21 protein-coding genes are annotated in these 24,330 nt (G+C 60.6%); 10 read left to right on the top strand and 11 right to left on the bottom strand.

Annotated elements, in window-relative coordinates; all coding sequences use genetic code 11:
• Positions 1 to 30: 30 nt before the first annotated feature.
• Positions 31 to 237, bottom strand: a complete 207-nt coding sequence (locus ACP7BS_RS13350) for a DUF1737 domain-containing protein (protein ID WP_426231385.1) — start codon at positions 235 to 237, stop codon at positions 31 to 33.
• Positions 234 to 1,175 carry an HpcH/HpaI aldolase/citrate lyase family protein gene (locus tag ACP7BS_RS13345; RefSeq protein WP_426238489.1) on the bottom strand — a complete coding sequence of 314 codons (942 nt, stop codon included), beginning with the start codon at positions 1,173 to 1,175 and terminating at the stop codon, positions 234 to 236. Before ACP7BS_RS13345 ends, ACP7BS_RS13350 begins: the two co-directional genes overlap by 4 nt.
• Before the next feature lie 161 nt (positions 1,176 to 1,336).
• On the opposite strand from ACP7BS_RS13345, the gene ACP7BS_RS13340 reads away from it, so the two are divergent.
• The 3 genes from ACP7BS_RS13340 (at position 1,337) to ACP7BS_RS13330 (ending at position 2,692) form a co-directional block, all read left to right on the top strand.
• Entirely contained in the window at positions 1,337 to 1,576 is a 240-nt protein-coding gene (locus ACP7BS_RS13340; RefSeq protein WP_426238488.1) for a hypothetical protein, read from the top strand.
• 117 nt (positions 1,577 to 1,693) lie between these two features.
• Positions 1,694 to 2,299 (top strand): 3-isopropylmalate dehydratase small subunit, encoded by a 606-nt coding sequence (gene leuD / locus ACP7BS_RS13335; RefSeq protein WP_426231388.1) that lies wholly within the window; start codon positions 1,694 to 1,696, stop codon positions 2,297 to 2,299.
• Between the two features lie 6 nt (positions 2,300 to 2,305).
• Positions 2,306 to 2,692, top strand: coding sequence for a RidA family protein (locus tag ACP7BS_RS13330; RefSeq protein ID WP_426238487.1), 387 nt, complete (start codon positions 2,306 to 2,308; stop codon positions 2,690 to 2,692).
• A gap of 8 nt (positions 2,693 to 2,700) precedes the next feature.
• Here ACP7BS_RS13330 and ACP7BS_RS13325 read toward each other — a convergent pair whose 3' ends face one another.
• On the bottom strand, positions 2,701 to 3,081 hold the full coding sequence (locus ACP7BS_RS13325; RefSeq protein WP_426238486.1) for a hypothetical protein: 381 nt from the start codon (positions 3,079 to 3,081) through the stop codon (positions 2,701 to 2,703).
• Positions 3,082 to 3,658: 577 nt separating this feature from the next.
• On the opposite strand from ACP7BS_RS13325, the gene ACP7BS_RS13320 reads away from it, so the two are divergent.
• On the top strand, positions 3,659 to 4,111 hold the full coding sequence (locus ACP7BS_RS13320; protein WP_426238485.1) for a DoxX family protein: 453 nt from the start codon (positions 3,659 to 3,661) through the stop codon (positions 4,109 to 4,111).
• A 105-nt stretch (positions 4,112 to 4,216) separates the two neighbouring features.
• Complete coding sequence (locus tag ACP7BS_RS13315; RefSeq protein ID WP_426238484.1) at positions 4,217 to 5,047, top strand: alpha/beta fold hydrolase; 831 nt, start codon at positions 4,217 to 4,219, stop codon at positions 5,045 to 5,047.
• 464 nt (positions 5,048 to 5,511) lie between these two features.
• On the opposite strand, the gene ACP7BS_RS13310 is transcribed toward ACP7BS_RS13315, so the two are convergent.
• Positions 5,512 to 5,688: a hypothetical protein gene (locus ACP7BS_RS13310; protein WP_426238483.1), complete on the bottom strand. Its 177-nt coding sequence runs from the start codon at positions 5,686 to 5,688 to the stop codon at positions 5,512 to 5,514.
• Positions 5,689 to 6,068: 380 nt separating this feature from the next.
• Between ACP7BS_RS13310 and leuB the strand changes: the two genes are divergently transcribed.
• Positions 6,069 to 7,181: a 3-isopropylmalate dehydrogenase gene (gene leuB, locus ACP7BS_RS13305; protein ID WP_426238482.1), complete on the top strand. Its 1,113-nt coding sequence runs from the start codon at positions 6,069 to 6,071 to the stop codon at positions 7,179 to 7,181.
• A gap of 295 nt (positions 7,182 to 7,476) precedes the next feature.
• Positions 7,477 to 8,175 carry a phosphatase PAP2 family protein gene (locus tag ACP7BS_RS13300; protein ID WP_426238481.1) on the top strand — a complete coding sequence of 233 codons (699 nt, stop codon included), beginning with the start codon at positions 7,477 to 7,479 and terminating at the stop codon, positions 8,173 to 8,175.
• A 69-nt stretch (positions 8,176 to 8,244) separates the two neighbouring features.
• On the opposite strand, the gene ACP7BS_RS13295 is transcribed toward ACP7BS_RS13300, so the two are convergent.
• The 5 genes from ACP7BS_RS13295 to ACP7BS_RS13275 all read right to left on the bottom strand — a co-directional run bounded on the left by ACP7BS_RS13295 (position 8,245) and on the right by ACP7BS_RS13275 (position 14,857).
• On the bottom strand, positions 8,245 to 10,131 hold the full coding sequence (locus tag ACP7BS_RS13295; protein ID WP_426238480.1) for an MFS transporter: 1,887 nt from the start codon (positions 10,129 to 10,131) through the stop codon (positions 8,245 to 8,247).
• A 158-nt stretch (positions 10,132 to 10,289) separates the two neighbouring features.
• Positions 10,290 to 11,582 (bottom strand): ABC transporter permease, encoded by a 1,293-nt coding sequence (locus ACP7BS_RS13290; RefSeq protein WP_426238479.1) that lies wholly within the window; start codon positions 11,580 to 11,582, stop codon positions 10,290 to 10,292.
• The gene (locus ACP7BS_RS13285; RefSeq protein ID WP_426238606.1) at positions 11,579 to 12,271 is read right to left on the bottom strand and encodes an ABC transporter ATP-binding protein; all 693 of its coding nucleotides are present in this window, start codon (positions 12,269 to 12,271) and stop codon (positions 11,579 to 11,581) included. The genes ACP7BS_RS13290 and ACP7BS_RS13285 overlap by 4 nt, the downstream gene beginning before the upstream one ends.
• Before the next feature lie 4 nt (positions 12,272 to 12,275).
• Positions 12,276 to 12,740 carry a hypothetical protein gene (locus ACP7BS_RS13280; protein ID WP_426238478.1) on the bottom strand — a complete coding sequence of 155 codons (465 nt, stop codon included), beginning with the start codon at positions 12,738 to 12,740 and terminating at the stop codon, positions 12,276 to 12,278.
• A 359-nt stretch (positions 12,741 to 13,099) separates the two neighbouring features.
• Complete coding sequence (locus ACP7BS_RS13275) at positions 13,100 to 14,857, bottom strand: alkaline phosphatase (RefSeq protein ID WP_426238477.1); 1,758 nt, start codon at positions 14,855 to 14,857, stop codon at positions 13,100 to 13,102.
• A 407-nt stretch (positions 14,858 to 15,264) separates the two neighbouring features.
• Between ACP7BS_RS13275 and ACP7BS_RS13270 the strand changes: the two genes are divergently transcribed.
• Both ACP7BS_RS13270 and ACP7BS_RS13265 read left to right on the top strand, forming a co-directional pair.
• Positions 15,265 to 16,299, top strand: a complete 1,035-nt coding sequence (locus ACP7BS_RS13270) for an aspartate-semialdehyde dehydrogenase (protein ID WP_113247375.1) — start codon at positions 15,265 to 15,267, stop codon at positions 16,297 to 16,299.
• Between the two features lie 271 nt (positions 16,300 to 16,570).
• Positions 16,571 to 17,392 carry a lytic murein transglycosylase gene (locus ACP7BS_RS13265; protein WP_426231400.1) on the top strand — a complete coding sequence of 274 codons (822 nt, stop codon included), beginning with the start codon at positions 16,571 to 16,573 and terminating at the stop codon, positions 17,390 to 17,392.
• Positions 17,393 to 17,524: 132 nt separating this feature from the next.
• Here ACP7BS_RS13265 and ACP7BS_RS13260 read toward each other — a convergent pair whose 3' ends face one another.
• Complete coding sequence (locus ACP7BS_RS13260) at positions 17,525 to 18,166, bottom strand: carbonic anhydrase (RefSeq protein ID WP_426238476.1); 642 nt, start codon at positions 18,164 to 18,166, stop codon at positions 17,525 to 17,527.
• A 213-nt stretch (positions 18,167 to 18,379) separates the two neighbouring features.
• Positions 18,380 to 19,255, bottom strand: coding sequence for a pyridoxal kinase PdxY (gene pdxY / locus ACP7BS_RS13255; RefSeq protein WP_426231402.1), 876 nt, complete (start codon positions 19,253 to 19,255; stop codon positions 18,380 to 18,382).
• 286 nt (positions 19,256 to 19,541) lie between these two features.
• Here pdxY and ACP7BS_RS13250 point away from each other — a divergent pair, with 286 nt between their 5' ends.
• Positions 19,542 to 24,329 (top strand): NAD-glutamate dehydrogenase, encoded by a 4,788-nt coding sequence (locus ACP7BS_RS13250; protein WP_426238475.1) that lies wholly within the window; start codon positions 19,542 to 19,544, stop codon positions 24,327 to 24,329.
• Position 24,330: the final 1 nt, after the last annotated feature.

Genomic DNA, 24,330 nt, shown 5'->3' with positions numbered 1-24,330 from the left:
ACCGTCCCAGCAGCTTTCAGTCCATCGGGGTCAGTGTTCGGAGAGCTTGGTGTCGGAGGTGTATTCCTTGCCTTCGACATCCTTGACGACAGCCTGGCCGCACATCATTGCCCGGGTTTCCTGGTTCCAGGCATAGGTTGGCGAACCGTAGAGGTCCCAGCCCTTGTTGAGAGCGGCCGTGACCTTGTGGCAGAAGGTGGCGTCGTCGATGGCGGTCAGCAGGCGATAAAGTTTCAAGGGTTTTTTCCTTTTTCGTTGATGGCATCGGCCTTGGCGGCGAGCCGCAGGGCTTGATCGAGGTGGAGACGCTCGACCATCAGGCCATTGAGATTGATGACGGCTTTATCGGCATTTTCCGGCAGCGCAAAGGCATCGATGATCGACCGGGCGTCAGCAAGGGCGGTGTCGGCGACACCGAAGGCGCCGTTGGCCGGGCCGATCTGGGCCGGGTGGATCAGCATCTTGCCATCGAAGCCCATGTCGCGACCCTCAGCGCATTCCGCCGCGAAACCCGCATCATCCCGGAAATCGTTGAAGACGGCATCGATGATATCGAGGCCGCAGCTGCGGGCGGCGAGCAGGATCTGCATCAGCCAGGCAATCAGATAGGTGCGGCCGGGCAGGGCGGCCACGCCGGTATCCTTGCGCAGATCGTTCAGCCCCGGCACGAAACAATCAAGCCTGCCGCCGGAGGTTCTTCCGGTTTCGGCAATCGCCGCCGCATTGAGCACGCCGCGCGGGGTTTCGATCATCGCCCAGAGACGTACGCTATCCGGCGCATCGTTTTCCGAAAGGAAATCAACGACCGCCTGGATATCCTGCGGGCTTTCGACCTTCGGCAAAAAGATGGCATCGGGCGATAGCGTCAGGGCGAAGGCCAGATCTTTCTCGCCGAACGGTGTCTTCAGATCGTTGATGCGGATGATCACTTCGATATCGCTGCGGCGCTGCCGCTGCAGATGATCGGCCAGCGTCTGGCGGGCGGCAACCTTGTTGTCGACGGAGACTGCATCTTCGAGATCGTAGATCACCGCATCGCAGGCAAGACTGGCGATCTTGGCAAGGGCGCGGGCATTGTCGGCGGGTACGCACAGAACCGAGCGGCGCAGACGGGCCGGGTGGCGGTCGCCAGAGGACGATGCCGAAAAGGGTGCGGAGGTTTCGGACGGCATCATGCTCTACTCTCTGATGCAGGCGAGTTCAGGGGTGCAGGCGAGTTCATGCGGCTTTTGTGCCCGGCTTTCGCCATTTTCGCAAGGCAGACCTGTGATACGGAAGTAGGTCTTGCAACGCGGCGCGGGCGAACCCACATCTCAGGCAACGAAAGGTGACGACAATGCAAAGCATACGCTCTCTCCTCCTGACAATCGCAGGCATCGCTTTCACGCTGATGGCCTTCGTGTTTACCGCCTCGCTCGGCCTTGCCCTGATCGGCATCGCCTCGGTGGTGATGATCGGCATGACGATTGCCGCGCGGCTTGCGCCCAAGCCGGTGCGCGCCACCGTCAACCGCAACCGCCAGCAGCGCGAACCGCGCATCTGGAACGACGGCCACGGCACGATCATCGATCTCTGAGGCCGGTTTGCGGGCTTTCCCGCAGCGCGCAACAAGATTCTCCTTCATTTCGGCATGAAATTGCTCTACACGCTTGGCGGAAATTCTTCCGCCCCGTTGAAATCGAAGGCCATTGCCATGGACAAGTTCGTCAAGCTCACCGGCGTTGCCGCGCCGCTCCCCGTCGTCAATATCGACACGGACATGATCATTCCGAAGGATTACCTGAAGACGATCAAGCGCACCGGTCTCGGCATCGGGCTTTTCGCCGAAGCGCGCTACCATGAAGACGGCACGGTCAACGAGGATTTCGTTCTCAACAAGCCCGCCTACCAGAATGCCAATATCCTGGTTGCCGGCGACAATTTCGGCTGTGGCTCGTCGCGCGAGCATGCCCCGTGGGCGCTGCTCGACTTCGGCATCCGCTGCGTCATTTCGACCTCGTTTGCCGACATTTTCTACAATAACTGTTTCAAGAACGGCATCCTGCCGGTCGTGGTTTCGCCGGAAGACCTGGAAAAGCTGATGGATGACGCCTCGCGCGGCTCCAACGCCATCCTGACGGTCGATCTGGAAAACCAGGAAATCACCGGCCCGGACGGTGGCAAGATCACCTTCGAACTCGACGCGTTCCGCCGCCACTGCATGCTGAACGGCCTCGACGATATCGGCCTGACGCTGGAAAAGGCAACGGCGATCGACACGTTCGAAAAGGCCAATGCCGCCTCGCATCCCTGGGCCTGACCCGTAATGCCCAGCCCGCGAAAACTGATCTCTTCCGGCTCGCCGTTTGAAAAGACGGCGGGTTATTCGCGGGCTGTCGTGCAGGGCGACTGGTGCTTCGTTTCCGGTACCACCGGCTACGATTACCAGACGATGACCATGCCGCAAACGGTGGAAGAGCAGACCCGCAATTGCCTGAAGACGATCGAGGCGGCGCTGACCGGCACCGGTTTCTCGCTCAAGGATGCGGTGCGCAATCACTATTACGTCACCGATGCCGCCTTTGCCGATCTCGTCTTCCCGATCCTCGGCGAAGCCTTCGGCGACATCCGCCCGGCCGCAACGATGGTGGTCTGCGACCTGATCCGCCCGGAAATGCTGATCGAGATCGAAGTCACCGCCTTCAAGGGCTGACAACACGATCAACCCTCGACGAAGGGCGGCCCCAAAGGCTCTATTAGGCCCGCTTTTGCCAGTTCCGCGTGAAAATAGAGAAAGATCTGACGCCGGAACAGGATCATCTCGCGTTCGTCGTCCGTCTTCGCCCCGGCAAGCCCTGCAGCCACCTGTTGCGGTGTCGCCAACTCGACAGTGTCGCAGCAAAAATCAAGCATCTCCGTGATTTCGCGATCTTCCATCTGGGCAACACAGAGAATATGTCCAAACCTGGTCTTTCTTGCGAGGTAACGGCAATCGCGGCGGCAGCTGCGCACGCCGCAAGCGAGATGATTGAGCCAGAACGTCGAAGCGACACGGACCATCACTTCGGTTGCCGGTGATATTTCGGGTTTGACATAGGGCATAATCGCTCCTTCAGGGGCGGGCAGCAAAAAGCATCCCCGCGCGGTGTTCGCCGTGGTTTTGAAAACATGCACTCAATCGGACGGGGCACTGGAAACCGCCTCTAATGAGTAAATATGTTTGACGCCTTCCAGCGCCCCGTTTGGCGTTCTCTCGGGAGCTTTCCTCCCTACAGACCCCGACTGCGGATTCTCTGACCCGGGACGATTGCCGCGACATAGGATTCCGGTTCCGGCGTTAAGCTCACGGCTCCGGTACGTCACGGTTCTCGACCCGGCATGCGTGCCACACAGGCACACCCGCCCCAGAAGGACAGGGGGAATCCATTTTCCGGGGGCTCTCCTTCCGGTCCGCCTGACGTTCGCAGCCTCCTCATCGGAGACCACGAGGCTTCACGTGGAGCGCCAGCCCTGCCTCGCCGCAAACGTCTTGCGGTGCATCCGTGACAGAACGCCATGATCATGGCACGGTTTTTTTGGGCGGGGATTCTGGGAGAGGACAATTTCAAAAAAACTGTTCGATTTCAACGCAGAGACATGTAGCATCCCGTTTGAACGTCCACGCCAGAAGGGGAAAACGATGCTGTTGAGAATGGAAGCCAAACTCGCCGGCGTCTGCACGCCGGTTTTCACCAGCCATCCGGTCCGCTGGCTGGGGCTCCTGGCGCTTTGCTCTATCTATATCCTGAGCAGCGTGACCAAGCTGATGGATTTCGGCAGCGCCGTCGCCGAGATGGAGCGATACCAGCTTTTGCCGGCAAGGCCGATCGCCGCCGTGGTCATCCTTTTCCAGCTGAGCGCTTCAGCGATGGTCATCAGCGGTTTCCTGCGGTGGATCGGCGCGCTGTCTCTGGCCGTGTTTACCGTGCTTGCAACATTCATTGCCTTGCGTTTCTGGGAAATGCCGCTGGGGCAGGAACGTTTCATGACGATGAACTTCTTCTTCGAGCATCTCGGGCTGGCCGGAGCCTTTCTTCTCGTCGCCTGGTACGATTTGCACAGATGGCGCCGGGGCGACAGGGACTGGAGCTGATCAGCAATCCCTGCGCAATCGGCTTAAAACGTGTTGCGGCCGGCATGGACGACAGGCATTCTGCCGTCTTGCCTTTCACCCCGCCCCTGACAAGGAACCGCACGAATGAGCAGCATCACCACAAACGACGGAACGGAAATCTTCTACAAGGATTGGGGTGCGCGCGACGCGCAGCCAATCGTCTTCCATCACGGCTGGCCATTGAGCGCCGATGACTGGGATAACCAGATGCTCTACTTCCTGGCGCAAGGATTTCGCGTCATCGCCCATGACCGCCGCGGCCATGGGCGCTCGACGCAGACATCGACCGGCCACGAAATGGATACCTATGCCGCCGACGTTGCAGCACTCACCGACGCGCTGGACCTCAAGAACGCCTTTCATGTCGGCCATTCCACCGGCGGCGGCGAGGTCGTCCATTACGTGGCGCGCGCCAAGCCGGGACGGGTCGGCAAGGCGGTCATCGCCGGTGCCGTGCCGCCGGTCATGGTGAAATCGGACCAAAATCCAGGTGGGCTACCGATCGATGTCTTCGACGGTCTGCGCAGCGCCCTTGTGGCAAACCGCGCCCAATTCTTCATCGATGTGCCGACCGGCCCGTTCTACGGCTTCAACCGGCCCGGCGCCAAGATTTCCCAAGGGCTGATCGACAATTGGTTGCGGCAGGGAATGATGGGTGCCGCCAACGCCCATTACGAGTGTATCAAGGCGTTTTCCGAAACCGATTTTACCGAGGACCTCAAGACGATCGAGGTTCCGGTGCTGGTCCTGCACGGAACCGACGACCAGATCGTTCCCTATGACGACTCGGCCCCGCTTTCGGTAAAACTGCTGAAGAACGGAACGCTGAAGAGCTACGAAGCACTGCCGCACGGCATGCTCTCGACGCATCCGGAGATTCTCAATCCCGATATGCTGGCTTTTTTCAAGGGGTAGTCGATGACCAACGGGGCTTGCGTTGCCCCTCACCCTAGCCCTCTCCCCGCTTGCGGGGAGAGGGGATGACGGAGTTTGCCGCTTGTCCCTTCTCCCCGTCAAAACGGGGAGAAGGTGCCCGGCAGGGCGGATGAGGGGCGACAGGCACATCATCGTGGGGACAGCCTGGTTCAGACTGTTGAAAGCATGAATACGATTATCTGACGAGAGCGGCACTCCACTCCCCGTCATCCTCGCCCTTGTGGCGGGGATCCAGCGACCCGACGTCTGTCGGGTCAAAAGACTCTTTCAGCTCAAGGACTTGAGCTGACTGGATTCCTGTGACGAGCACAGGAATGACGGAGGATTTGGCAAGCATGCAGAGTAACCTGCAAAATGGTGAGAAAATGATTTTGTCAGCAAACCAAAAACCCGGCTGCAGGGACAGCCGGGCTCTCGGGGAGGAAGCCGGAAATGGTGAGCGCTTATTCGCAGACGCGGATCTTCTTGACGATCAGGTTGCCGTCATAATCGTAGGTTCTGACCTTCTTGACGTAGCAATAGGGTTTGCAGTCGTCGGTATAGTAGCCGGCCTGCGACGGGGCTGCGCAAGAAGCGGCGGCAATGATGGCGACGGCGGCGGTCAGAACGAATGTGCGCATGCGGGGTCTCTCCTTGCAATCCTGCGGATGAGCCTTGCTCATCCAGTGACCGGACAATCCCACAGGCCGGATATTGACGCTGTTCCGGATGGAACAGGGAGCTGTCGTCCGGCTTTGATTATCCTTGAAGAGAAGCATGCCCAACGAAGCTCGCAAGTCCGCCGTCACGGCATGATGCGCATTGATCGTTTCATCAACTCGGCCAGAAGATAAACTTGGCCCGATGGAAGCGTCTGACGTCCAGATAGTGCTCATCCGTTCCGGAGGGAACTGACGGTGCGCGCACAATTCTTTCCAAAACTGCATTTTCCTTGAACGGAAGTTGCGTTAAGAACGCGCCAACACCCTGACAGCCCACCCTTCGATATAAGGAATGCCCCATGACAGTGCGCAATCTTTTCCTTCTGCCCGGCGACGGCATCGGCCCGGAAGCCATGGCGGAAGTCCGCAAAATCATCGCCTACATGAATGCCGACATGGCCGGTGGCTTCACGATCGACGAAGGCCTGGTCGGCGGCTCGGCCTACGACGCGCATGGCGCGGCGATTTCCGACGCAGACATGGAAAAGGCGATGGCGGCGGACGCCGTGCTGTTCGGCGCCGTCGGCGGCCCGAAATGGGATGACGTGCCTTACGAGGTGCGCCCAGAAGCCGGCCTCCTGCGCCTGCGCAAGGACATGCAGCTGTTTGCCAACCTGCGCCCGGCGATCTGCTATCCGGCGCTTTCTAATGCGTCTTCGCTGAAGCCCGAACTGGTCGAAGGCCTCGACATCCTGATCGTGCGCGAACTGACCGGCGGCGTCTATTTCGGCGAACCGAAGGAGATCATCGATCTCGGCAACGGCCAGAAGCGCGGCATCGACACGCAGGTCTATGACACTTACGAGATCGAGCGCATCGCCGGCGTCGCCTTCGAACTGGCCCGCACCCGCGGCAACCGCGTCTGCTCGATGGAAAAGCGCAACGTCATGAAATCCGGCGTCTTGTGGAACCAGGTGGTGACCGCGACGCACAAGGCGAAATATTCCGACGTCGCGCTCGACCACATGCTGGCCGATGCCGGCGGCATGCAGCTGGTCCGTGCGCCAAAACAGTTCGACGTCATCGTCACCGACAACCTGTTCGGCGACATGCTGTCGGACGTTGCCGCCATGCTCACCGGTTCGCTCGGCATGCTGCCGTCGGCTTCGCTCGGTGCGCCGGACGCCAAGACCGGCAAGCGCAAGGCACTCTATGAGCCCGTGCACGGCTCGGCCCCCGACATTGCCGGCAAGGGCATTGCCAACCCGATCGCGATGATCGCCTCGTTTGCCATGTGCCTGCGCTACTCCTTCAATCTCGTGACGGAAGCCGACAACCTGGAAAAGGCCATTGCCAACGTGCTCGACAAGGGTATCCGCACCGGCGACATCATGGCCGACGGCGCCCGCCAGGTCGGTACCGTCGACATGGGCGATGCGATCCTTTCCGAATTCAAGGCGCTTTCGGCGTAAATTCTGCCGGATTAACGGTATTGTGCGGCATCCGGGTCATGGCCTGGATGCCGTTTTCGTTCGGGTGGGGTTGAAACACCGTCATCCACCCACACTTTGTAGCTATGAGCCGGCCTTTCACCCTTCGTCATTCCTGTGCTTGTCACAGGAATCCAGCCACGCGACGTCCGTCGCGTGAAAGGAGTCTTTTCGCAGCGCAGACGCGCTGCGACTGGATCCCCGCCACAAGGGCGAGGATGACGGGAGTGTGGAGTGGCTACCGGTGAACACAACTCCATCCCAGAAGTCGAAATCCATGAACCGACCACTTTCCTCGTCTCTCTGGCTGCTTTTGGCGGCCGCCCTTTTGGTTGCGGCGCTGCTGCCCTTCGATGGTCTGATCTCGCAGACGGCGCAGGGGCTGCCGGGCGGGGTTGTTGCCTTCAACGAGAAGATCACCGATTTCGGCACGTTTGCCTGGATGATCTACGGCTCCGGCTCGATCGTCATCATCGCCTATATCCTCCACCGGGTGTCGCGCAGCGAAGGCTTTTCGTCGAAAAGCAAGACGGGCTGGCGGCTGGCACTGTATTTCCTGGTGACGATCGGCAGCGCCAGCATCGTGGTGCATCTGGCCAAGCTGGTGATCGGCCGGGCGCGGCCCGAACTCTTCGCTGAGTATGGCGCCCACAGCCTGTCGTTCTTCTCCGGCCATGACTGGGTGTTCCAGAGTTTCCCCTCCGGCCATTCGGCAGCCGTCGGCTCGTTCTTCGGCGCATTCTCGATGCTAGCGCCACGGCTGCGCATCGTCTTTGTGCTGGGAGCCCTGGCCATCGGCATCAGCCGGATCGTGGTCGGCGCGCACTATCCGAGCGATGTGGCCGCTGGTTTGCTCGTCGGATTGTGGACGGCGCTGATGACGGCCTTCTTCTTTGCCCGGCAGACCTGGTTGTTCCGGCTGGACGAGAAGGGCTGGCCACGGCCGAAAAACAGTTTCCAGCCTTCGAAGGGATGAGCCGGACGCAATGAAAAGCCCGGCGCAGGGGACTGCGCCGGGCTTTTCCGTATCGATATCCAGCCGGGATCAATCCATGGTGTGGATATCGCGATCCTTGGTTTCGGGCAGGAACAGCATGCCGATCACCAGCGTGATGCCGGCGAACACGATCGGGTACCAGAGGCCGTAATAGATATCGCCCTGGGCGGCACTCATCGCGAAGGCCGTTGCCGGAAGCAGACCACCGAACCAGCCGTTGCCGATATGGTAGGGCAGGGACATGCCGGTGTAGCGGATGCGGGTCGGGAAGAGCTCGACCAGAAGCGCTGCAATCGGGCCATAGACCATCGTCACGTAGATGACGAGCACGGTGAGCACGGCGATGACGCCAAGCCAGCTGACGCGGGCCGGATCGGCGACCATGGTGAAGGAACCGCCCTTGTCGACGGTGTAGACCGGCATCTCGGTGACGCCCGTGGCTTCTTCCGCCGTCAACAGCTTGGCCGCAACCAGCTGTTCGCCGGTCATGGCTGCCTTGTCGCCGGCGCGAACGGCTGCCGCGTCGAGCGTCAATTCCGGATTGGCGGCGACGAAGCCGTCAAGCTTGCTTTCCGGAACCTTTGCCGCACCACGAACGAGCGGATAACCGGCGTCGTGAAGGGCGATGTTGATCTGCTTTTCGAAGGCCGAACCCGATGCCTTGGCCTTGTCGCCAGCCGCGATCGCGTCATAGCCGGTGACCGTTGCTTCGCCGATCTTGACGGTTGCCGGCGTTCCGGCCGGGCCGGGCACCACGTCATAGGGAACAGAGTTGCGCGTCAGGAACGACGTTGCGATATCGCAGGAGGTCGTGAACTTCGCCGTACCGGTCGGGTTGAACTGGAACTTGCAGTCGCCCGGAGCAGCCGTAACGGTTGCCCGGATGGTTTCCTGCGCTTCGGCGAGCGCCGGATTGCCGGCCCAGGTCAACGCCTTGAACAGCGGGAAGTAGGTGAGCATGGCAAGCACCAGGCCGGCCATGATGATCGGCTTGCGGCCGATCTTGTCCGACAGCGCCCCGAACAGCACGAAGAAGCCGGTGCCGATCAACAGCGAGATGGCGACCATGATGTTGGCCGACTGGCCGTCCACCTTCAGGATGTTCTGCAGGAAGAACAGCGCGTAGAACTGGCCCGTATACCAGACGACGGCCTGGCCGACGACGGCGCCGAACAGCGCCAGAAGCGCGATCTTGGCGTTTCTCCACTGGCCGAACGCTTCCGTCAGCGGTGCCTTGGAGCCCTTGCCTTCTTCCTTCATCTTCTTGAAGGCGGGCGATTCGTTCATCTTCAGACGGATCCAGACGGAAACGCCGAGCAGGATGAACGAGAGCAGGAACGGCACGCGCCAGCCCCAGGCTGCAAAGGCTTCCTTGCCGAGCATCATCTGCACGGCAACGATGACCACCAGCGACAGGAACAGACCGAGCGTCGCCGTCGTCTGGATCCAGGAGGTGAAGTAACCGCGCCGGCCCTGTGGCGCGTGTTCGGCCACATAGGTGGCAGCACCGCCATATTCGCCGCCGAGCGCCAGGCCCTGCAGCATGCGCAGCACGATCAGAAGAATCGGAGCGGCGATGCCGATCGAGGCGGCGCCAGGCAGGATGCCGACGAGGAACGTCGACAGGCCCATGATGACGATGGTGACCAGGAAGGTATATTTGCGGCCGACGAGATCCCCGAGACGGCCAAACACCAGCGCGCCGAACGGACGCACGAGAAAGCCTGCCGCAAAGGCAAGCAGGGCGAAGATGTTACGGGTGGTTTCCGGATACTGGGAAAAGAAGGTTGCGCCGATATAGACGGCCAGCGAACCGTAGAGATAGAAATCGTACCACTCGAAGATCGTGCCGAGCGAAGAAGCGAAGATCACCTTCTTCTGCTCGCCCGTCATCGGTGCAGCCTTTGCACCGGGCGCTACTGCGACATCTGCCATTTCGTTTGTCCTCCACTCAAAAACGGCTTTGTGCGCACCCTCAATTGCCTCCGAATCCTCCCTGATTCGCAAGCGGAATGCGCCATGAGACCAAAATGGCAGAAAACCCCCTGGGGTGGCAGAGCGGCTTTGGGATTATGACTTTAGTCGAATAAGCTCTAGGCCCTCAGCGCCGCCGCCGGGGACTGGCGGTAGGCGAGAAGCGCCGGAGCAAGCGCAAGGATGGCGGAAAACAGCACGATCGCGATTACGCTCTTCAAATCGTCGCGGGTGAAACCGACCGGCAGGACGATGCCGCTTTCACCCGAAACCATCGCCGACAGCAGCAGCGCGGCACCGTAGCCGATGGCAAAGCCTGAGAGAATGCCAAGCGCGATGAGGATGAACAACTCAAGCCAGACGATGGCCAGCACGGCGGATTGCGGCGCGCCAAAGGCTCTCAGCGCGCCGATCTGGCGGCGGCGCTGGCCGATATGCATGACGGTGACCATGAGGACGGCAGCAGCCACCAGGATCTGCGCACCGACGGCCACCGCCGACAACACACGTTTGGCATCGCCAAGCGTCGCGTAGAGATTGGTCAGCACCTCGCCCGGGAAAACCGCAAGCGTGCCGTTGCCGCGATAATCCTGCCGCAGCTTGTAGGCGTCGGCGATGGTCTTCGGCTTGACGAGGATGGCTGGAAGGCCCGGGGTTTCCGCCGTCCAATGTTCATCAAGCGGCGCATCAGGATCGATGGCATCATGTTCGCCATGGCCGTGATCGTCATCGTGATGAGCGGCCTCGGTACCAGGCGCCCGTGCCGTGTCTCCGGCCGGTTTGTCCGCGTGCGCTTCTTCCGCCTCATGATCGTGGGCGCCCATTCCATGCAGGCCCCAGACGGCCTGGATGGGCACCAGGATGGCCCGATCCCAGGATGTGCCCGTCGGCGCCAAGCGGCCGGTTATGCGATAGGCAAGCTCCGTATGCGTATCGCCGCCGGCAGTGCCGTGCATGGGTTTTACCGCATAGCCGAGGGGCAGCGACACGGCGGCACCGATGACCGCTTCGCCGGCAGTGCTAAAGCTGCGTCCTTCAGAAAGCGCCGATAAATTGCCGACAAGTGCCGTGGACGTGCCGACGGTCGGATAGCCGGAAAAGGAATCGCCGAAACCGACGGGGGCCGCCCAGGACACACGCGGATCGGCCGCAAGCTTGCCCAGCACATCGCCCGGCATCAGGGGCAGGGGAGAAGGCTGCAGGAAGATCGACGAGAGCAGCAGCTGGGTCTCGCTGCCCGGAGCGCCGACGACAAGATCGAAATGGTCGGCAGCACGGGCGCTGCCAAGTCTGAGCGCTCTTTCCTGCAAGGTGACGGCGACCCCAAGTGCTGTGGCAAAGGCGATCAGAAGCACGACGACCAGCGAGCCCGCCCATAGACGGCGCAGATCAGAAAGGATGAAACGGGTCATGCAGCCTTTTCCCGGTGCTCTCGATCCGACGCAATCCGGCCGGCCGACAACGTGATACGGCGATCGAGCCTGCCGGTCAGCCGTGGATCATGGGAAACGACGATCAGCGTGCTTTCATTGTTGACCGCCAGGTCGATCAGCAGCCGGGCGACGGCATCGCCGCTGTCACTGTCGAGGCTTGCGGTCGGTTCATCGGCGATCAGCACGCCCGGTTTTCTGAGCAGCGCCCTTGCAATCGCGACGCGCTGCATTTCGCCGCGCGACATGGTTTCGACTTTCTGGTCGGCGCGGCAGAGACCGACGGCATAAAGCAGCATCAGCGCCCGATCCGGATAACCCGGTTTCATCGCGCGCGACAGGCGGGCGGGCAGAAGGATGTTATCGACCGCGCTCAAACCCGGGAACAGATGGAAATCCTGCATGACGAGGCCGATATGCACGCCGCGCCAGCGATCGCGGCTGCGTTCCGGCATAAGGGCGATATCGGTTCCGCCCCATTGGACAGAGCCGCCGCGTGCGCAGCGCTCAAGCCCGGTGAGGATATTGACTAGCGTGCTCTTTCCCGAGCCAGAGGCACCGGTGACCGCGACACGGCTGCCTGCGGCGATGGACAGCGAAGGGATATCGAGAACCGGTGTGGGAAGGCCGCTATAGGAAAGCGAAACAGAGGCGAGATCAAGCGACAGCATGGCGCTAGACCGACGCATATTCGGCATTGCGCAGCCGCAGCAGGCTGACGAAGCCGGTTTCGGGATCGGTCCATGACCCGAATTCGAGCACCCCGCGCGCCTCGATCGTCTGCGACGGCTGCACGAATGTCTGTTTTTCACCGAGATAGACGACGACGATATTGTCCGGCCAGTCGGCGTCCGAGGAGCAGAACGGGCAGAGCGACATGGGAATTTCGCTCAGCACGAAGAATGCGGCCTCGGCCTTCAGCGGCGGTGCCATAAAACCCTTGATGATTATCTCCTGACCGGCGAGCGACTTCACCTTTTCGGAGAACTCCAGTCCGAGAACGCCGAACTTTCTGTAGAGCTCATCGAACGACAGGGATGGAACGGCGGCTGCGGCCGGGCGCACAGCCGCCAGCAAAGGCAGACTGGCCAACAGGCGTAGCGCATCGCGGCGCGTGGTTCCTGCACAGGGACCGGTCATCGGGCGTCCACCTTAACTTATGATATCAGGCCGGGAAAACGGAAACCCGGCTAACGAAGTCCATTCTTATCATTCGGTAACGGTCGTAATGAGAGCCCAATTCCTCTCCAGGGGATTTTTCGCATTGGGCGCTCTCCAAACCCGTCATCCTCGCCCTTGTGGCGGGGATCCAGTGACCCGACGTCTGTCGGGTCAAAAGACTCTTTCAGCCCAAAGACTTGGGCTGACTGGATTCCTGTGACGAGCACAGGAATGACGGCGGTTGAGTATCAGTATCACCCACCAACAACCGCATCAAAGTCGGTCCTCAGTCACCTGACGGCGGGCTGTCTCACCAGCCCGCCGGACGCGATTATGGATCAGTTGGTCTGCTTGACGCCAAGAGCCAGGGTATCGGCGAGAACGCGGTAGATGTCGCTTTCTTCCATATACCCCTTGAAGCCCTCGGCACCCGGACCGGCTGCCTGCAGGACGACATCATCGACCGAATGCACGCCGCTGTCGCCGCTCTTGGGAATGTTACCCTGCACGAAGACGGCACCGGGAACATCCTTGTAGGCTTCGTTGGCGATATATTCCTTCTTCTCGTTCTGGATTGCCGGAACGAACGGACCATCGAGCTTCGGACGGAAGGTCTCGTAGTGATCCGGGCCGTTGTTGGCGCTGAGGAACAGGCGGCGGCTGACATCGACCTTGTCCGGATAGCCGTCCTTGTTTTCGTCGGTATAGTTCGGGAATCCGGCTTCAGCGTAGGTGCCGACCTTTTCGCGCATCTCGGTGCCGGGCTTTTCATCATCGACGGTGCCGATGATCGAAACGCCGTGGGCATGGTCGCCGGTGACGACGATCAGCGTGTCGGGATGGGTTGCGGCGAACTCGCGGGCAACGCCGACCGCCTTGTCGAATTCGATGGTTTCGACCAGCGCACGATCCCAGTCGAGGGGATGGGACATCTTGTCGATATTGGCGCCTTCGACCATCAGGAAGAAGCCTTCCTCGTTCTTCGACAATTCCCCGAGCGCCGCCTTGGTCATATCGACCAGGCCGGGCTGGTTCGGGAATTTTTCGACCGTGCCTTTTTTCAGGAACTCACGGTCCAGCGCCGTATCCATGTTGCCGGTGTGGAAGAGGCCGAGGATCTTGCCTGTGTTGGTGCCGGTTGCGGTCTGAAGCTCGGATTTGTCGGTTGCGAGCGTGTAGCCGGCGTCGTGGAACAGCTTGATATAGTCCTTGTCGTCCTTGCGCTTGGAGCCCGGAACGTCCTTGCCGAGGAAATAGGCCGAACCACCGCCGAGGATGACATCCGGCTTGACGTCGAACATCATGCCGACGATCTGCTCCTTGTCGCCGCGCTTGCGGGTGTGGGCGACGACGGCAGCCGGCGTCGCGTCTTCGATTTCCGCAGTCGAGACGATACCGATCGACTTCTTCGTCTGGCGGCGGATGGCTTCGGCGATGGTTTCGACCTTCGGGTCATCGAAGCTGTCGGGCGTACGGTCGGCATAGACACCCAGCGCGTTGACGGCGGTCTTATGGCCGGTCATGTAGGCCGACATGGTGTTGGCGCTGTCGGTGGCGATCGCTTCGGTCGATGACGTGCCGACGAAAGCCATATGGTCGAGGTCATCCATGTTGAGGCGGCCGTTGGCCTTACCTTCGGTCATGCCCTTCGACATGATGCGGGCGCCGGTGCGATGGGCCACGGACAGGCCGTCGCCGAGCAGAAAGATGATGTTCTTGGCCTTCTGGGTTTCGCCGGTATTGTAGACGTCCCAGGTCACCGACTTCGATTCAGAGCCGGCGGTCACTTCGATCGTGTAGGCGCCTTCGGTCGGCAAAACGAGATCACGGGCAATCAGGGCGGAGCCGAGGACCTTGTCGTCCTTGCCTTTTTCTTCGGCGACGAATTCGGCTTCCTTGCCCAGAACCGTCTTGTAATCCTGGCCATTGACGGTGATCTTGACGTCTTCCGGCTTGACGGCGGACTTGAACTCGACCTTGAAATCGAAGGGCGAGCCAGCGAGAATCGTGGCACGATCCAGCGGATAAACGGTGGTGGCCTGTGCGGCACCAGCGAGGATTGTCGTGGCGGCAAGCGCCGACAGAAGCATACGCATGGAAAACCCCTTTTTGGTTTGCTTTCGAGCTGACGGCCCGCAATAGGCACCCGCGATGACAACGGCATGACACTTCCGTAACGTTTTGACGGCGTGCCTTCCCGACCCTCATTTCTTGCTTGCCTGTTGACTCCGCGCCAAAACCGCGTATGAGCAGCAGCGGAAAAGGACCCACCATGCACCGTTTTGGTTACGCCATCGCTGCGCTGATCGCCCCGGCATTTGCTGCCGGGCGGGTTCGTTCTTTCTCGATATCTTCCAAAACAACGGCCAAAACGACGACGAAAACCGTCTGACGTCTCTGGCCACCGCTCTCTCCCCGGCACGGCCGGGGACCTGAAACCCGCGCCTTTGGCCGGCGGGTTTCCCCCAAAGCCCCGTGGAGAGACAGAAAGAGAGCAAAGACAATGGGTTTCAAGATTGCTATTGCCGGCGCGACCGGAAATGTCGGCCGCGAGATGCTGAACATCCTCGAAGAACGGGGTTTTCCGGCAGATGAAGTCGTGGCGCTGGCCTCGGCCCGCAGCCAGGGCACCGAAGTGTCCTTCGGCGACAAGACGCTGAAGGTCAAGAACCTCGAAAATTACGATTTTTCCGACACCGACATTTGCCTGATGTCGGCCGGCGGCGCCGTATCGCTGAAGTGGTCGCCGAAGATCGGCGCGCAGGGCTGCGTCGTCATCGACAACTCCTCGGCCTGGCGCTACGACCAGGACGTGCCGCTGGTGGTTCCGGAAGTGAACCCCGACGCCATCACCCAGTTCACCAAGCGCAACATCATTGCCAACCCGAATTGCTCGACTGCCCAGCTCGTCGTGGCGCTGAAGCCGTTGCATGACTTTGCCAAGATCAAGCGCGTCGTCGTCTCCACCTACCAGTCGGTCTCCGGCGCAGGCAAGGACGGCATGGACGAGCTGTTCAACCAGACCCGCGCCGTCTTCGTCGCCGATCCGATGGAAAGCAAGAAGTTCACCAAGCGCATCGCCTTCAACGTCATCCCGCACATCGATGTGTTCATGGAAGACGGCTACACGAAGGAAGAGTGGAAGGTGATGGCCGAAACCAAGAAGATCCTCGATCCGAAGATCAAGCTGACCTGCACGGCCGTGCGCGTTCCGGTGTTCATCGGTCATTCGGAAGCGATCAATATCGAATTCGAAAACGAGATCACCGCCGACCAGGCCCGCGACATCCTGCGCGAAGCGCCCGGCTGCATCGTCATCGACAAGCATGAAAACGGCGGCTACATCACGCCTTACGAAAGCGCCGGCGAAGATGCGACCTATATTTCGCGCATCCGCGAGGACGCAACCGTCGAGAACGGCCTGAATATCTGGGTGGTTTCCGACAACCTGCGCAAGGGCGCCGCCCTCAATGCCATCCAGATTGCCGAGCTCCTCGTCAATCGCGGCCTGATCAAGGCGAAGAAACAGGCTGCTTGATCAGAAAATATAAAGTTTATCCGATTATACCCGATCGAGATGCGACCAGCCTTTGGTTTCTATCGTCGCGATTGGGTGAAAAGCCTCGCATGATCCGTTAACGGGATGCGGGGCTTCTTTGTAAAAAGGCAACTGTGACGTTTTTTCACAGTCAAAAGGAGGATTCACGTGAAACGCGGCCTCTCAATACTGTAGCAACGTCGTGACAGAAACCGCAAAGACTGGCATTTTGCGGTCATAAATTTTGGATTCGGGCAATACGGGGTATTTCATGCGCAAGGCAAAGTGCGTACTGGCAGGTTTCACGGCGATGATTGCGGCAGCAATTCTGCCATCGGTGGCAGCGGCTGCACAATGCAGCAACACATCGGCAGGCTTCGACGCCTGGGTCGAGGACTTCAAAGGCGAAGCCGCAGGCCGCGGCATCAGCCCGGCGGTGCTGAACAAGGCCTTCGCCAACGTCACCTACAACAAGGCAACGATCCGTGCCGACCGGGGCCAGAAGAGTTTCAAGCTGTCGCTGAGCCAGTTCATGCAGAAGCGTGGCGGCCAGACGATCATTTCGCGCGGCAAGAAGATGAAGGCGCAGAACGCCGCTCTCTTCAGTTCCATCGAAAAGCGCTACGGTGTTCCGGCTGGCCCGATCATCGCGATCTGGGGCATGGAAACCGGCTTCGGCGGTTTCATGGGCAAGGAACACACGCTTTCAGCCGTCTCGACACTGTCGTTTGACTGCCGCCGTTCCGACTTTTTCACCGACCAGCTCTATGCGGCCCTGACGCTTGTGCAGCGCGGCGACCTCAGCCCCGACGCACGCGGCGCAGCCCATGGCGAAATCGGCCAGACGCAGTTCCTGCCGGCCAATGTGCTGAAATTCGGCGTCGATGGCGACGGCAGCGGCCATATCGACATGGTTCGCTCCAAGGCGGACGCGCTTGCCTCGACCGCCAACTTCCTGCGCGGCCATGGCTGGAGCGCCGGCGCCGGCTATCAGCAGGGTCAGGCCAATTTCGGCGCGATCCAGGGCTGGAATGCCGCCAGCGTCTACCAGCAGGCAATCGCCATCATCGGCGCCGAAATCGACGGCGGCTGATCGGCAGCGCAGCTTCTCGAATGACAAAATCCGCAGCCCGGGAAACCAGGCTGCGGATTTTTTGTGTGAGGTTTGACCTTGCCGTCAGATGCGGACGATGGCCGTGCCCGACAACATCACGCTTTCAGAAAATCACATGCCAGGACGGACGAAATCACCGGTCTTGCTATCCATGACCCACAGTTCGCCGGTCGAGATATCGAACCAGGCGCCGTGCAGCTGAAGCTTGCCGCGCTGCTCGAGGATTTTGACGCACGGGAAGGTCCGCAGGTTGGCGATCGAGTTGCGGATGGAGACCCGCTCCAGCGCCCGCTGGCGCTCGGCCGCAGTCATCAATTCGTTGTTGTGGATCTGCTCGGCAGCGGGCTTCAGGAGGTTCATCCAGCGGCCGATGAAATCGCCGGGTGACAGCGGTTCGGCATCGAGATCGAGTGCTGCCTTGATGCCCCCGCAGCGGCCATGGCCCATGACGACGATATCGCTGACCTTCAACACCTGCACGGCGAACTCGAGAGCCGCCGATGTCGAGTGATACTGGCCGTCCGGCTCGTAAGGCGGCATCATGTTGGCGACGTTGCGCACCACAAACAATTCGCCGGGGCCGCTGTCGAAGATGGTTTCCGGCGCCGCGCGGCTGTCACAACAGGCAATGACCATGGTCTTCGGCTGCTGACCGGTTTCGGCCAAGGCCTTGTAGCGCTGCTGCTGCTCGCTGAAGCGGCCGCTCATGAAATTGTTGTAGCCGTTTAGCAAATAGTCCGGGAAACGCTGCATGATGCTTGATCACTCCAATTATTTAGACAATTGAGATGTACATTCGCATGTCGGCTCTGCAGCACATACCATCTTTGTGCGCCGCACACAGGCAAATTACGGCAGCCCGCGCCGCCGGTGACATCCGAAATTCTCCATTTTGTTTGCGTGGGTGAAAAACGGTTTATTCGCTCAAGGCATGGGCTGGCAAGGGGGTAGATCGGCCGAACGATATCAGGAGCGCCGTTTCTGACCGGGATGCAGCAACCGGCGCATCTGAACCATCGCCATCGGCGTCGCAAGACTGGACGCGTCCCGCTCAAGCGTCAACTCATCGGCACCGCGCTTGCCCGTGCGCGCGATGATCTCGAAGACGCTGGCGGTTGCCAGTTGCAAGGCGCGCTCCTCGTTCAGGCCTTCCAGAAGCCGGGCAACGAACAAGGCCGCCAAAAGGTCGCCAGTGCCGTTCGGCGGATTGTCGATCAGCCGATGCTCCGCCAGCAGCGCATGATTGCCGGACAGATAGAGATTACCGGTGCCGCCATTCATCATCGGGATGGCAGATGTCACCAGCATGCGCGACGGCCCGAGCGACAGGGCCGCTTCCAGAATGGCGGTGTTCGTCTCAAGCTCTGCGCCGCACAGCCAGGCCAGCTCGAACCGGTTCGGCGTGGCAAGCGAGGCCAGCGGCAGCAACCGGTCGCGCATTGCGATCGCGGTGGCCTCCGGCACGTACAGCCCGCCGACATCGCCCATTACCGGGTCGCAGGCATAAAACAGGTCCGGATTCTTCGCCCGCAAAGCCTCGACCAGCCGCGCCACACCGTCCGCCTGATGGGCGGCACCGAGATAACCGGAGAGAACAGCCCGCACCTCTCCCGTCCACGGGGCGCGGATCAGATCGTCGATCAACCTGTCGAAATCATCAGGGCCGACCGTCACTCGCGTCGAGGGACCATGGCCGGGATGCCAGGGCAGGATCACGGTCGGCAAGGCCCAGACCGGATAACCAAGCGTCTCTAGTGCAAAGACGGCAGCGCGATTGCCCACGGACCCGCGAATCACATGGCTGGAAATGACGATGACGGCGCCGGGGGCAGGCTCAGACATTTTGCGATTTTCCGCTGTTTCGAGCTGCCCAGATCGCCCGACAGTCATGCCGCTGTCAACTGCGACTGCCAAAAGATCGAAAGGACACATTTCCTGCTCGTTCATGAGAACAAAGAAATATGCAAATACAACCGATTGAATTCGAAAATCGGCCAAATCTTCCCGAAAATTTCATAAAACCATTCCGAATTGGATCAATCTGACCGAAAAATAGCCACAAAAACAATCGCCATGGACAATTCTTCTGTTAGGTTCGGCCAAAATGGTGATTGCGGGGAGATACGTCATGGGCACCAAATACAATCCGAAAAAAGATCGTCATTTCGAAGCGGTGAGCGAAGCCGGCAAGCTGCTGGGGGTGAAAATGCTCGCTCCGGAGATCCTGTTTCGCCGTGCCAGCCATGACGATCTCGACGCCTATACGCCCACCATGCTGGCTCTGACGGCAGCGCATGCGCTGACCGCCATCAATCGCAAGGAAAGCGACCGTCCGGTCATCTCCGTCGAATCGGTAGACGGCATTGCGCCGAATGCAACCGACGTCTCGATCCTGTCCGTGACCGACCGCAACATGCCCTTCCTCTACGATTCGATCATGGGCGAGGTGACCAGCACCCACCGTGACATTCATCTTGCCGTGCATCCCATTCTGGTTCTTGAGGCCGGAAAGCCGGCTAAAATCTTCGACCCGGAAGAAAAGAGCGATCCGGCCACCCGGATCAGCCATATCCAGATTCATATTAGCCGCGTCACCGACACCGAAGCCGAAGACCTGAAGGAGCGGATTGCCAACGTGCTCTCCCAGGTTCATCAGGCAGTCGGCGACTGGACCTCGATGTCGGGCCTGCTCGATCAGGCGATGAACGAATTGGAAAACCACGCCCCCAACAGCAAGAAGGGCGATCGCGACGAGGCGCTGGCCTTCCTGCGCTGGCTGCGCGGCAACAATTTCACTTTTCTCGGCATGCGCGAATACACCTATTCCGGCAAGGGCGAGAATGCCGTGGTCGAACGCGGCGAAGGGCGCGGCCTCGGTATTCTTTCTAATCCCGACGTGCGCGTGCTGCGCCAGGGAAAGGATGCCGTGCTGACGACGCCGGAAATCCTAGCCTTTCTCAACGGCCCGGATTTCCTCATCGTCACCAAGGCCAATGTCAAATCTGTGGTGCACCGCCGCGCCTATATGGATTATATCGGGGTCAAGCGCTTCGACAAGGCCGGCAATGTCGCCGGCGAACTGCGCATCGTCGGCCTGTTCACCTCCAGCGCCTATACACGGCCGGCAGCGGACATTCCGCTGTTGCGCTTCAAGGTCGAGAAGATCGTCGATCATTTCGGCTTCGATCCGCAGAGCCATTCGGGCAAGATGCTGACCAACACGCTGGAATCCTATCCGCGAGACGACCTTTTCCAGATCGACGTCAGCCTTTTGGCAAGCTTCTGCGAGCAGATCAATGAACTGGCCGACCGGCCGCGAATCCGGGTTCTGCCGCGCATCGATCACTTCGACCGTTTCGTATCCGTTATAGTTTATGTGCCGCGCGAACAGTATGATTCCGACGTGCGCGAAAAGATCGGGCTTTATCTGAAGACCGTCTATGACGGCCGCGTGTCCGCCTATTATCCGGCTTTCCCTGAGGGCGGTCTTGCCCGCGTGCATTTCATCATCGGCCGTTCCGGCGGCAAGACGCCGCGTGTGCCGCAAGCCAAGCTGGAAGACGCGGTGCGCGATATCGTCACCCGCTGGATCGACCGGTTCAACCTGCTGGCGCGCCATGACGGCGTGTCGATCTCCGTCAATGAAGCCTATCAGGCAGCGTTCACGCCAGCCGAGGCCCATGCCGATCTCGCCGATATCGCGGCCTGCTCGCCTGATGACCCGATCCGCATCGCTTTCTATCAGAAGCGCGGCAAGGGCCCGGAATCGCTGGAGCTGAAGATTTTCCATGCCGGCGAGCCGGTTTCGCTGTCGCACCGTGTGCCGCTGCTGGAAAACCTCGGCTTCCGGGTTATCAGCGAACAGACCCATGATATTACCGTCTCCTGCGCCAAGGGCGGCGATCGGCTCGTCGTTCTGCACGATATGGAACTGATCCATCGCGACGGACATCTGCTCAGTCTCGACAAGACCGGCCCGATGCTGGAGGAAGCCTATCTTTCCGCCTGGAACGGCGTGATCGAGGATGACAGCTTCAACAGGCTGATCCTGCTTGCCGGCCTCAGCGCCCGCGAGGTGACGGTACTGCGCGCCTATGCGCGCTACCTGCGCCAGGCTGGCATCACCTATTCCCAAGGCTATCTCGCCGACACGCTGAACAAGTATCCAGCAATCGCTGCGGATATTTTCAAGCTTTTCGTCACCCGTATGGACCCCGTGCTGGAAGACAAGCCGAAGACCAAGCGCACTGCAGCGTTGAGAGCGACGATCGAACAGGCCCTGGACGCCGTTCCAATCCTTGACGAGGACCAAATCCTGCGGCGCTACGTCAACGCCGTCGAGGCGACGCTGCGCACCAACTATTTCCAGCGCGATGCCGATGGCAATCCGAAGGTGATGCTGGCTTTCAAGCTCGATCCGAAGATCCTCGACGGCCTGCCGGAGCCGCGGCCTTTCCGCGAAATCTTCGTCTATGGCACGCAGGTCGAAGGCGTGCACCTGCGCTTCGGCAAGGTGGCCCGCGGCGGGCTGCGCTGGTCGGACCGGTCGCAGGATTACCGCACCGAAGTGCTCGGCCTGGTCAAGGCGCAGCAAGTCAAGAACGCCGTCATCGTTCCCGTTGGGGCCAAGGGCGGCTTCTATCCGAAGCAGTTGCCGGTCGGCGGCACCCGCGACGACATTTTCAAGGCGGGAACCGAGGCCTACAAGACCTATATCCGCACCATGCTGTCCATCACCGACAACATTGTCGGCCAGGACATCATGCCGCCGGCCGATACGCTGCGGCTGGATGGTGACGATCCCTATTTCGTCGTTGCCGCCGACAAGGGCACGGCGACCTTCTCCGACACCGCCAACGGCCTGGCGCAGGAAGCCGGCTTCTGGCTAGACGACGCCTTTGCCTCCGGGGGTTCGGCTGGCTACGACCACAAGAAGATGGGCATCACGGCGCGCGGCGCCTGGGAAACCGTCAAGCGGCATTTCCGCGAGATGGACATCGATATCCAGACGACGCCCTTCAGCGTCGCCGGTGTCGGCGACATGTCCGGCGACGTGTTTGGCAACGGCATGCTGCTGTCGGAAAAAATCCGGCTGATCGCCGCCTTCGATCATCGCGACATCATCATCGATCCTGATCCGGATATCGAAAAATCCTTTGCCGAGCGCCAGCGCATGTTCAACCTTCCGCGCTCCAGCTGGCAGGACTATGACCGCTCGACGCTTTCGGCCGGCGCCATGATCATTCCGCGCACGGAAAAATCGGTGACGCTGACGCCGCAGGCGATGGCGGCGATCGGTTTGGAAAAAAGCCAGGCGACGCCGTCGGAGATCATGACGGCGATCCTGAAAAGCCCGGTCGATCTGCTCTGGTTTGGCGGTATCGGCACCTATGTGCGCGGCCCGACCGAAACCGACGCTGATGTCGGCGACCGCGCCAACGACCCGATCCGCATCACTGCCGACGATGTCGGTGCCAAGGTGATCGGTGAAGGCGCCAATCTGGGCGTTACCCAGCGCGGCCGCATCGGCTTCGGCCTCAAGGGCGGGCGCTGCAATTCCGACGCCATCGACAACTCGGCTGGCGTCAACTCGTCCGACTTCGAGGTCAACATCAAGATCGCACTCGCTTCGGCGATGCGCGACCAGCGGCTGACGCGCGCCAAGCGCAACACGCTTTTGGCCTCGATGACCGACGAAGTGGCAGAACTGGTGCTGCGCAACAACTACGAACAGTCGCTGTCGATCTCATTGACGGAAATGCTGGGTGCCGGCAACCGGACGGCGCTTGCCCGGCTCATGACCCGCCTGGAAGCGGACGGCCATCTCAACCGCAAGGTAGAGGTGCTGCCGAACGATCTGGCGCTGAGCGAGCGCTACCAGAGCGGCAAGGCCCTCACACGCGCCGAGATCGGGGTACTTCTGTCCTATGCCAAGATCGTGCTGTTCGACGAGATCGTTGCCAGCAAGCTGCCGGATGACGACTATCTGCTGACGACATTGCGGGATTACTTCCCGGCCAAGATGCACAAGGCGCATGCGGGCGACATCAACGAACACCGGCTGCGCCGTGAGATCATTGCGACGGTTCTTGCCAACGATGTCATCAACCGTGGCGGGCCGGCTTTTGTCAGCACATTGATCGACCAGACGGGCTTCATGCCGGCTGACGTTGTCAAGGCTGCGGTACTGACACGCGACGGCTACGACCTGAACCGCATCTACGGCGAGATCGACGCGCTCGACAATGTCATCAGCGGCGCGGTGCAGAACGACCTCTACCAGGAGGCGGCGCGCATCTTTGCCATCGTCACCGAACGGACACTCAGGACCAAGGCGATGCAAGCGCCGCTTGGCGAGGCCATCGAGCAGCTGCGCGAAGCGCTGCGGAAGCTGAAATCCGCTTTGCAAAGCGCGATTCCTGAGGACGCGACGGCAGACGTGCGGCAAAGGGCCGATTATTTCATCGAGCGTGGCGTGCCGTCAGCACTGGCCGAGGAAATCGCCGCGCTTGCCGTGTTGACCTTCGTGCCGGAAATCATCCAGATCGCCGCCGATACCGGCGTGACGCTGGCACGCACGGCACAGAGCTATTTCGGCGTGACGCAGAGCCTGCGGATCGCCCGGCTGCTGGCGGCTGCCGAGCGTGTGTCGGCAACCGAGCAATACGAGGCGATGGCCCTTTCGCGCAGCATCAACGACATCGCGACCGCGCGCAAGGACATCACCATCGCGGCCCTCACCGACAAGAAGGACGAGCGCAATCCGGTCGCAGCCTGGCGCGACAGCGACCACAGCCGGATTTCGCGCGTCACCGACCAACTAACCCTGCTGACGGAGAAGGGCGAGACGACGCTTGCCAAGATCACCGTTGCAGCGGGCTTGTTGAGCGATCTTGCACAGAACAGGATGAGGTGAC

Origin of the sequence: Pararhizobium sp. DWP1-1-3 (assembly GCF_049896125.1) — a bacterium.
Taxonomy (GTDB): domain Bacteria; phylum Pseudomonadota; class Alphaproteobacteria; order Rhizobiales; family Rhizobiaceae; genus Pararhizobium.
Note: the sequence above shows the minus strand (reverse complement) of the source record. Positions and strands in the feature narration are given on the sequence as shown.

Coding starts and splice junctions, on each gene's coding strand:
- ACP7BS_RS13260 (WP_426238476.1), bottom strand. CDS start 18,166: ATGCAGCGTTTCCCGGACTATTTGCTAAACGGCTACAACAATTTCATG.
- ACP7BS_RS13280 (WP_426238478.1), bottom strand. CDS start 12,740: ATGACCGGTCCCTGTGCAGGAACCACGCGCCGCGATGCGCTACGCCTG.
- ACP7BS_RS13275 (WP_426238477.1), bottom strand. CDS start 14,857: ATGCGTATGCTTCTGTCGGCGCTTGCCGCCACGACAATCCTCGCTGGT.
- pdxY (WP_426231402.1), bottom strand. CDS start 19,255: ATGTCTGAGCCTGCCCCCGGCGCCGTCATCGTCATTTCCAGCCATGTG.
- ACP7BS_RS13310 (WP_426238483.1), bottom strand. CDS start 5,688: ATGCGCACATTCGTTCTGACCGCCGCCGTCGCCATCATTGCCGCCGCT.
- ACP7BS_RS13315 (WP_426238484.1), top strand. CDS start 4,217: ATGAGCAGCATCACCACAAACGACGGAACGGAAATCTTCTACAAGGAT.
- leuB (WP_426238482.1), top strand. CDS start 6,069: ATGACAGTGCGCAATCTTTTCCTTCTGCCCGGCGACGGCATCGGCCCG.
- ACP7BS_RS13320 (WP_426238485.1), top strand. CDS start 3,659: ATGCTGTTGAGAATGGAAGCCAAACTCGCCGGCGTCTGCACGCCGGTT.
- ACP7BS_RS13290 (WP_426238479.1), bottom strand. CDS start 11,582: ATGACCCGTTTCATCCTTTCTGATCTGCGCCGTCTATGGGCGGGCTCG.
- ACP7BS_RS13265 (WP_426231400.1), top strand. CDS start 16,571: ATGCGCAAGGCAAAGTGCGTACTGGCAGGTTTCACGGCGATGATTGCG.
- ACP7BS_RS13340 (WP_426238488.1), top strand. CDS start 1,337: ATGCAAAGCATACGCTCTCTCCTCCTGACAATCGCAGGCATCGCTTTC.
- ACP7BS_RS13270 (WP_113247375.1), top strand. CDS start 15,265: ATGGGTTTCAAGATTGCTATTGCCGGCGCGACCGGAAATGTCGGCCGC.
- ACP7BS_RS13250 (WP_426238475.1), top strand. CDS start 19,542: ATGGGCACCAAATACAATCCGAAAAAAGATCGTCATTTCGAAGCGGTG.
- ACP7BS_RS13325 (WP_426238486.1), bottom strand. CDS start 3,081: ATGCCCTATGTCAAACCCGAAATATCACCGGCAACCGAAGTGATGGTC.
- ACP7BS_RS13300 (WP_426238481.1), top strand. CDS start 7,477: ATGAACCGACCACTTTCCTCGTCTCTCTGGCTGCTTTTGGCGGCCGCC.
- ACP7BS_RS13330 (WP_426238487.1), top strand. CDS start 2,306: ATGCCCAGCCCGCGAAAACTGATCTCTTCCGGCTCGCCGTTTGAAAAG.
- ACP7BS_RS13295 (WP_426238480.1), bottom strand. CDS start 10,131: ATGGCAGATGTCGCAGTAGCGCCCGGTGCAAAGGCTGCACCGATGACG.
- leuD (WP_426231388.1), top strand. CDS start 1,694: ATGGACAAGTTCGTCAAGCTCACCGGCGTTGCCGCGCCGCTCCCCGTC.
- ACP7BS_RS13345 (WP_426238489.1), bottom strand. CDS start 1,175: ATGATGCCGTCCGAAACCTCCGCACCCTTTTCGGCATCGTCCTCTGGC.
- ACP7BS_RS13285 (WP_426238606.1), bottom strand. CDS start 12,271: ATGCTGTCGCTTGATCTCGCCTCTGTTTCGCTTTCCTATAGCGGCCTT.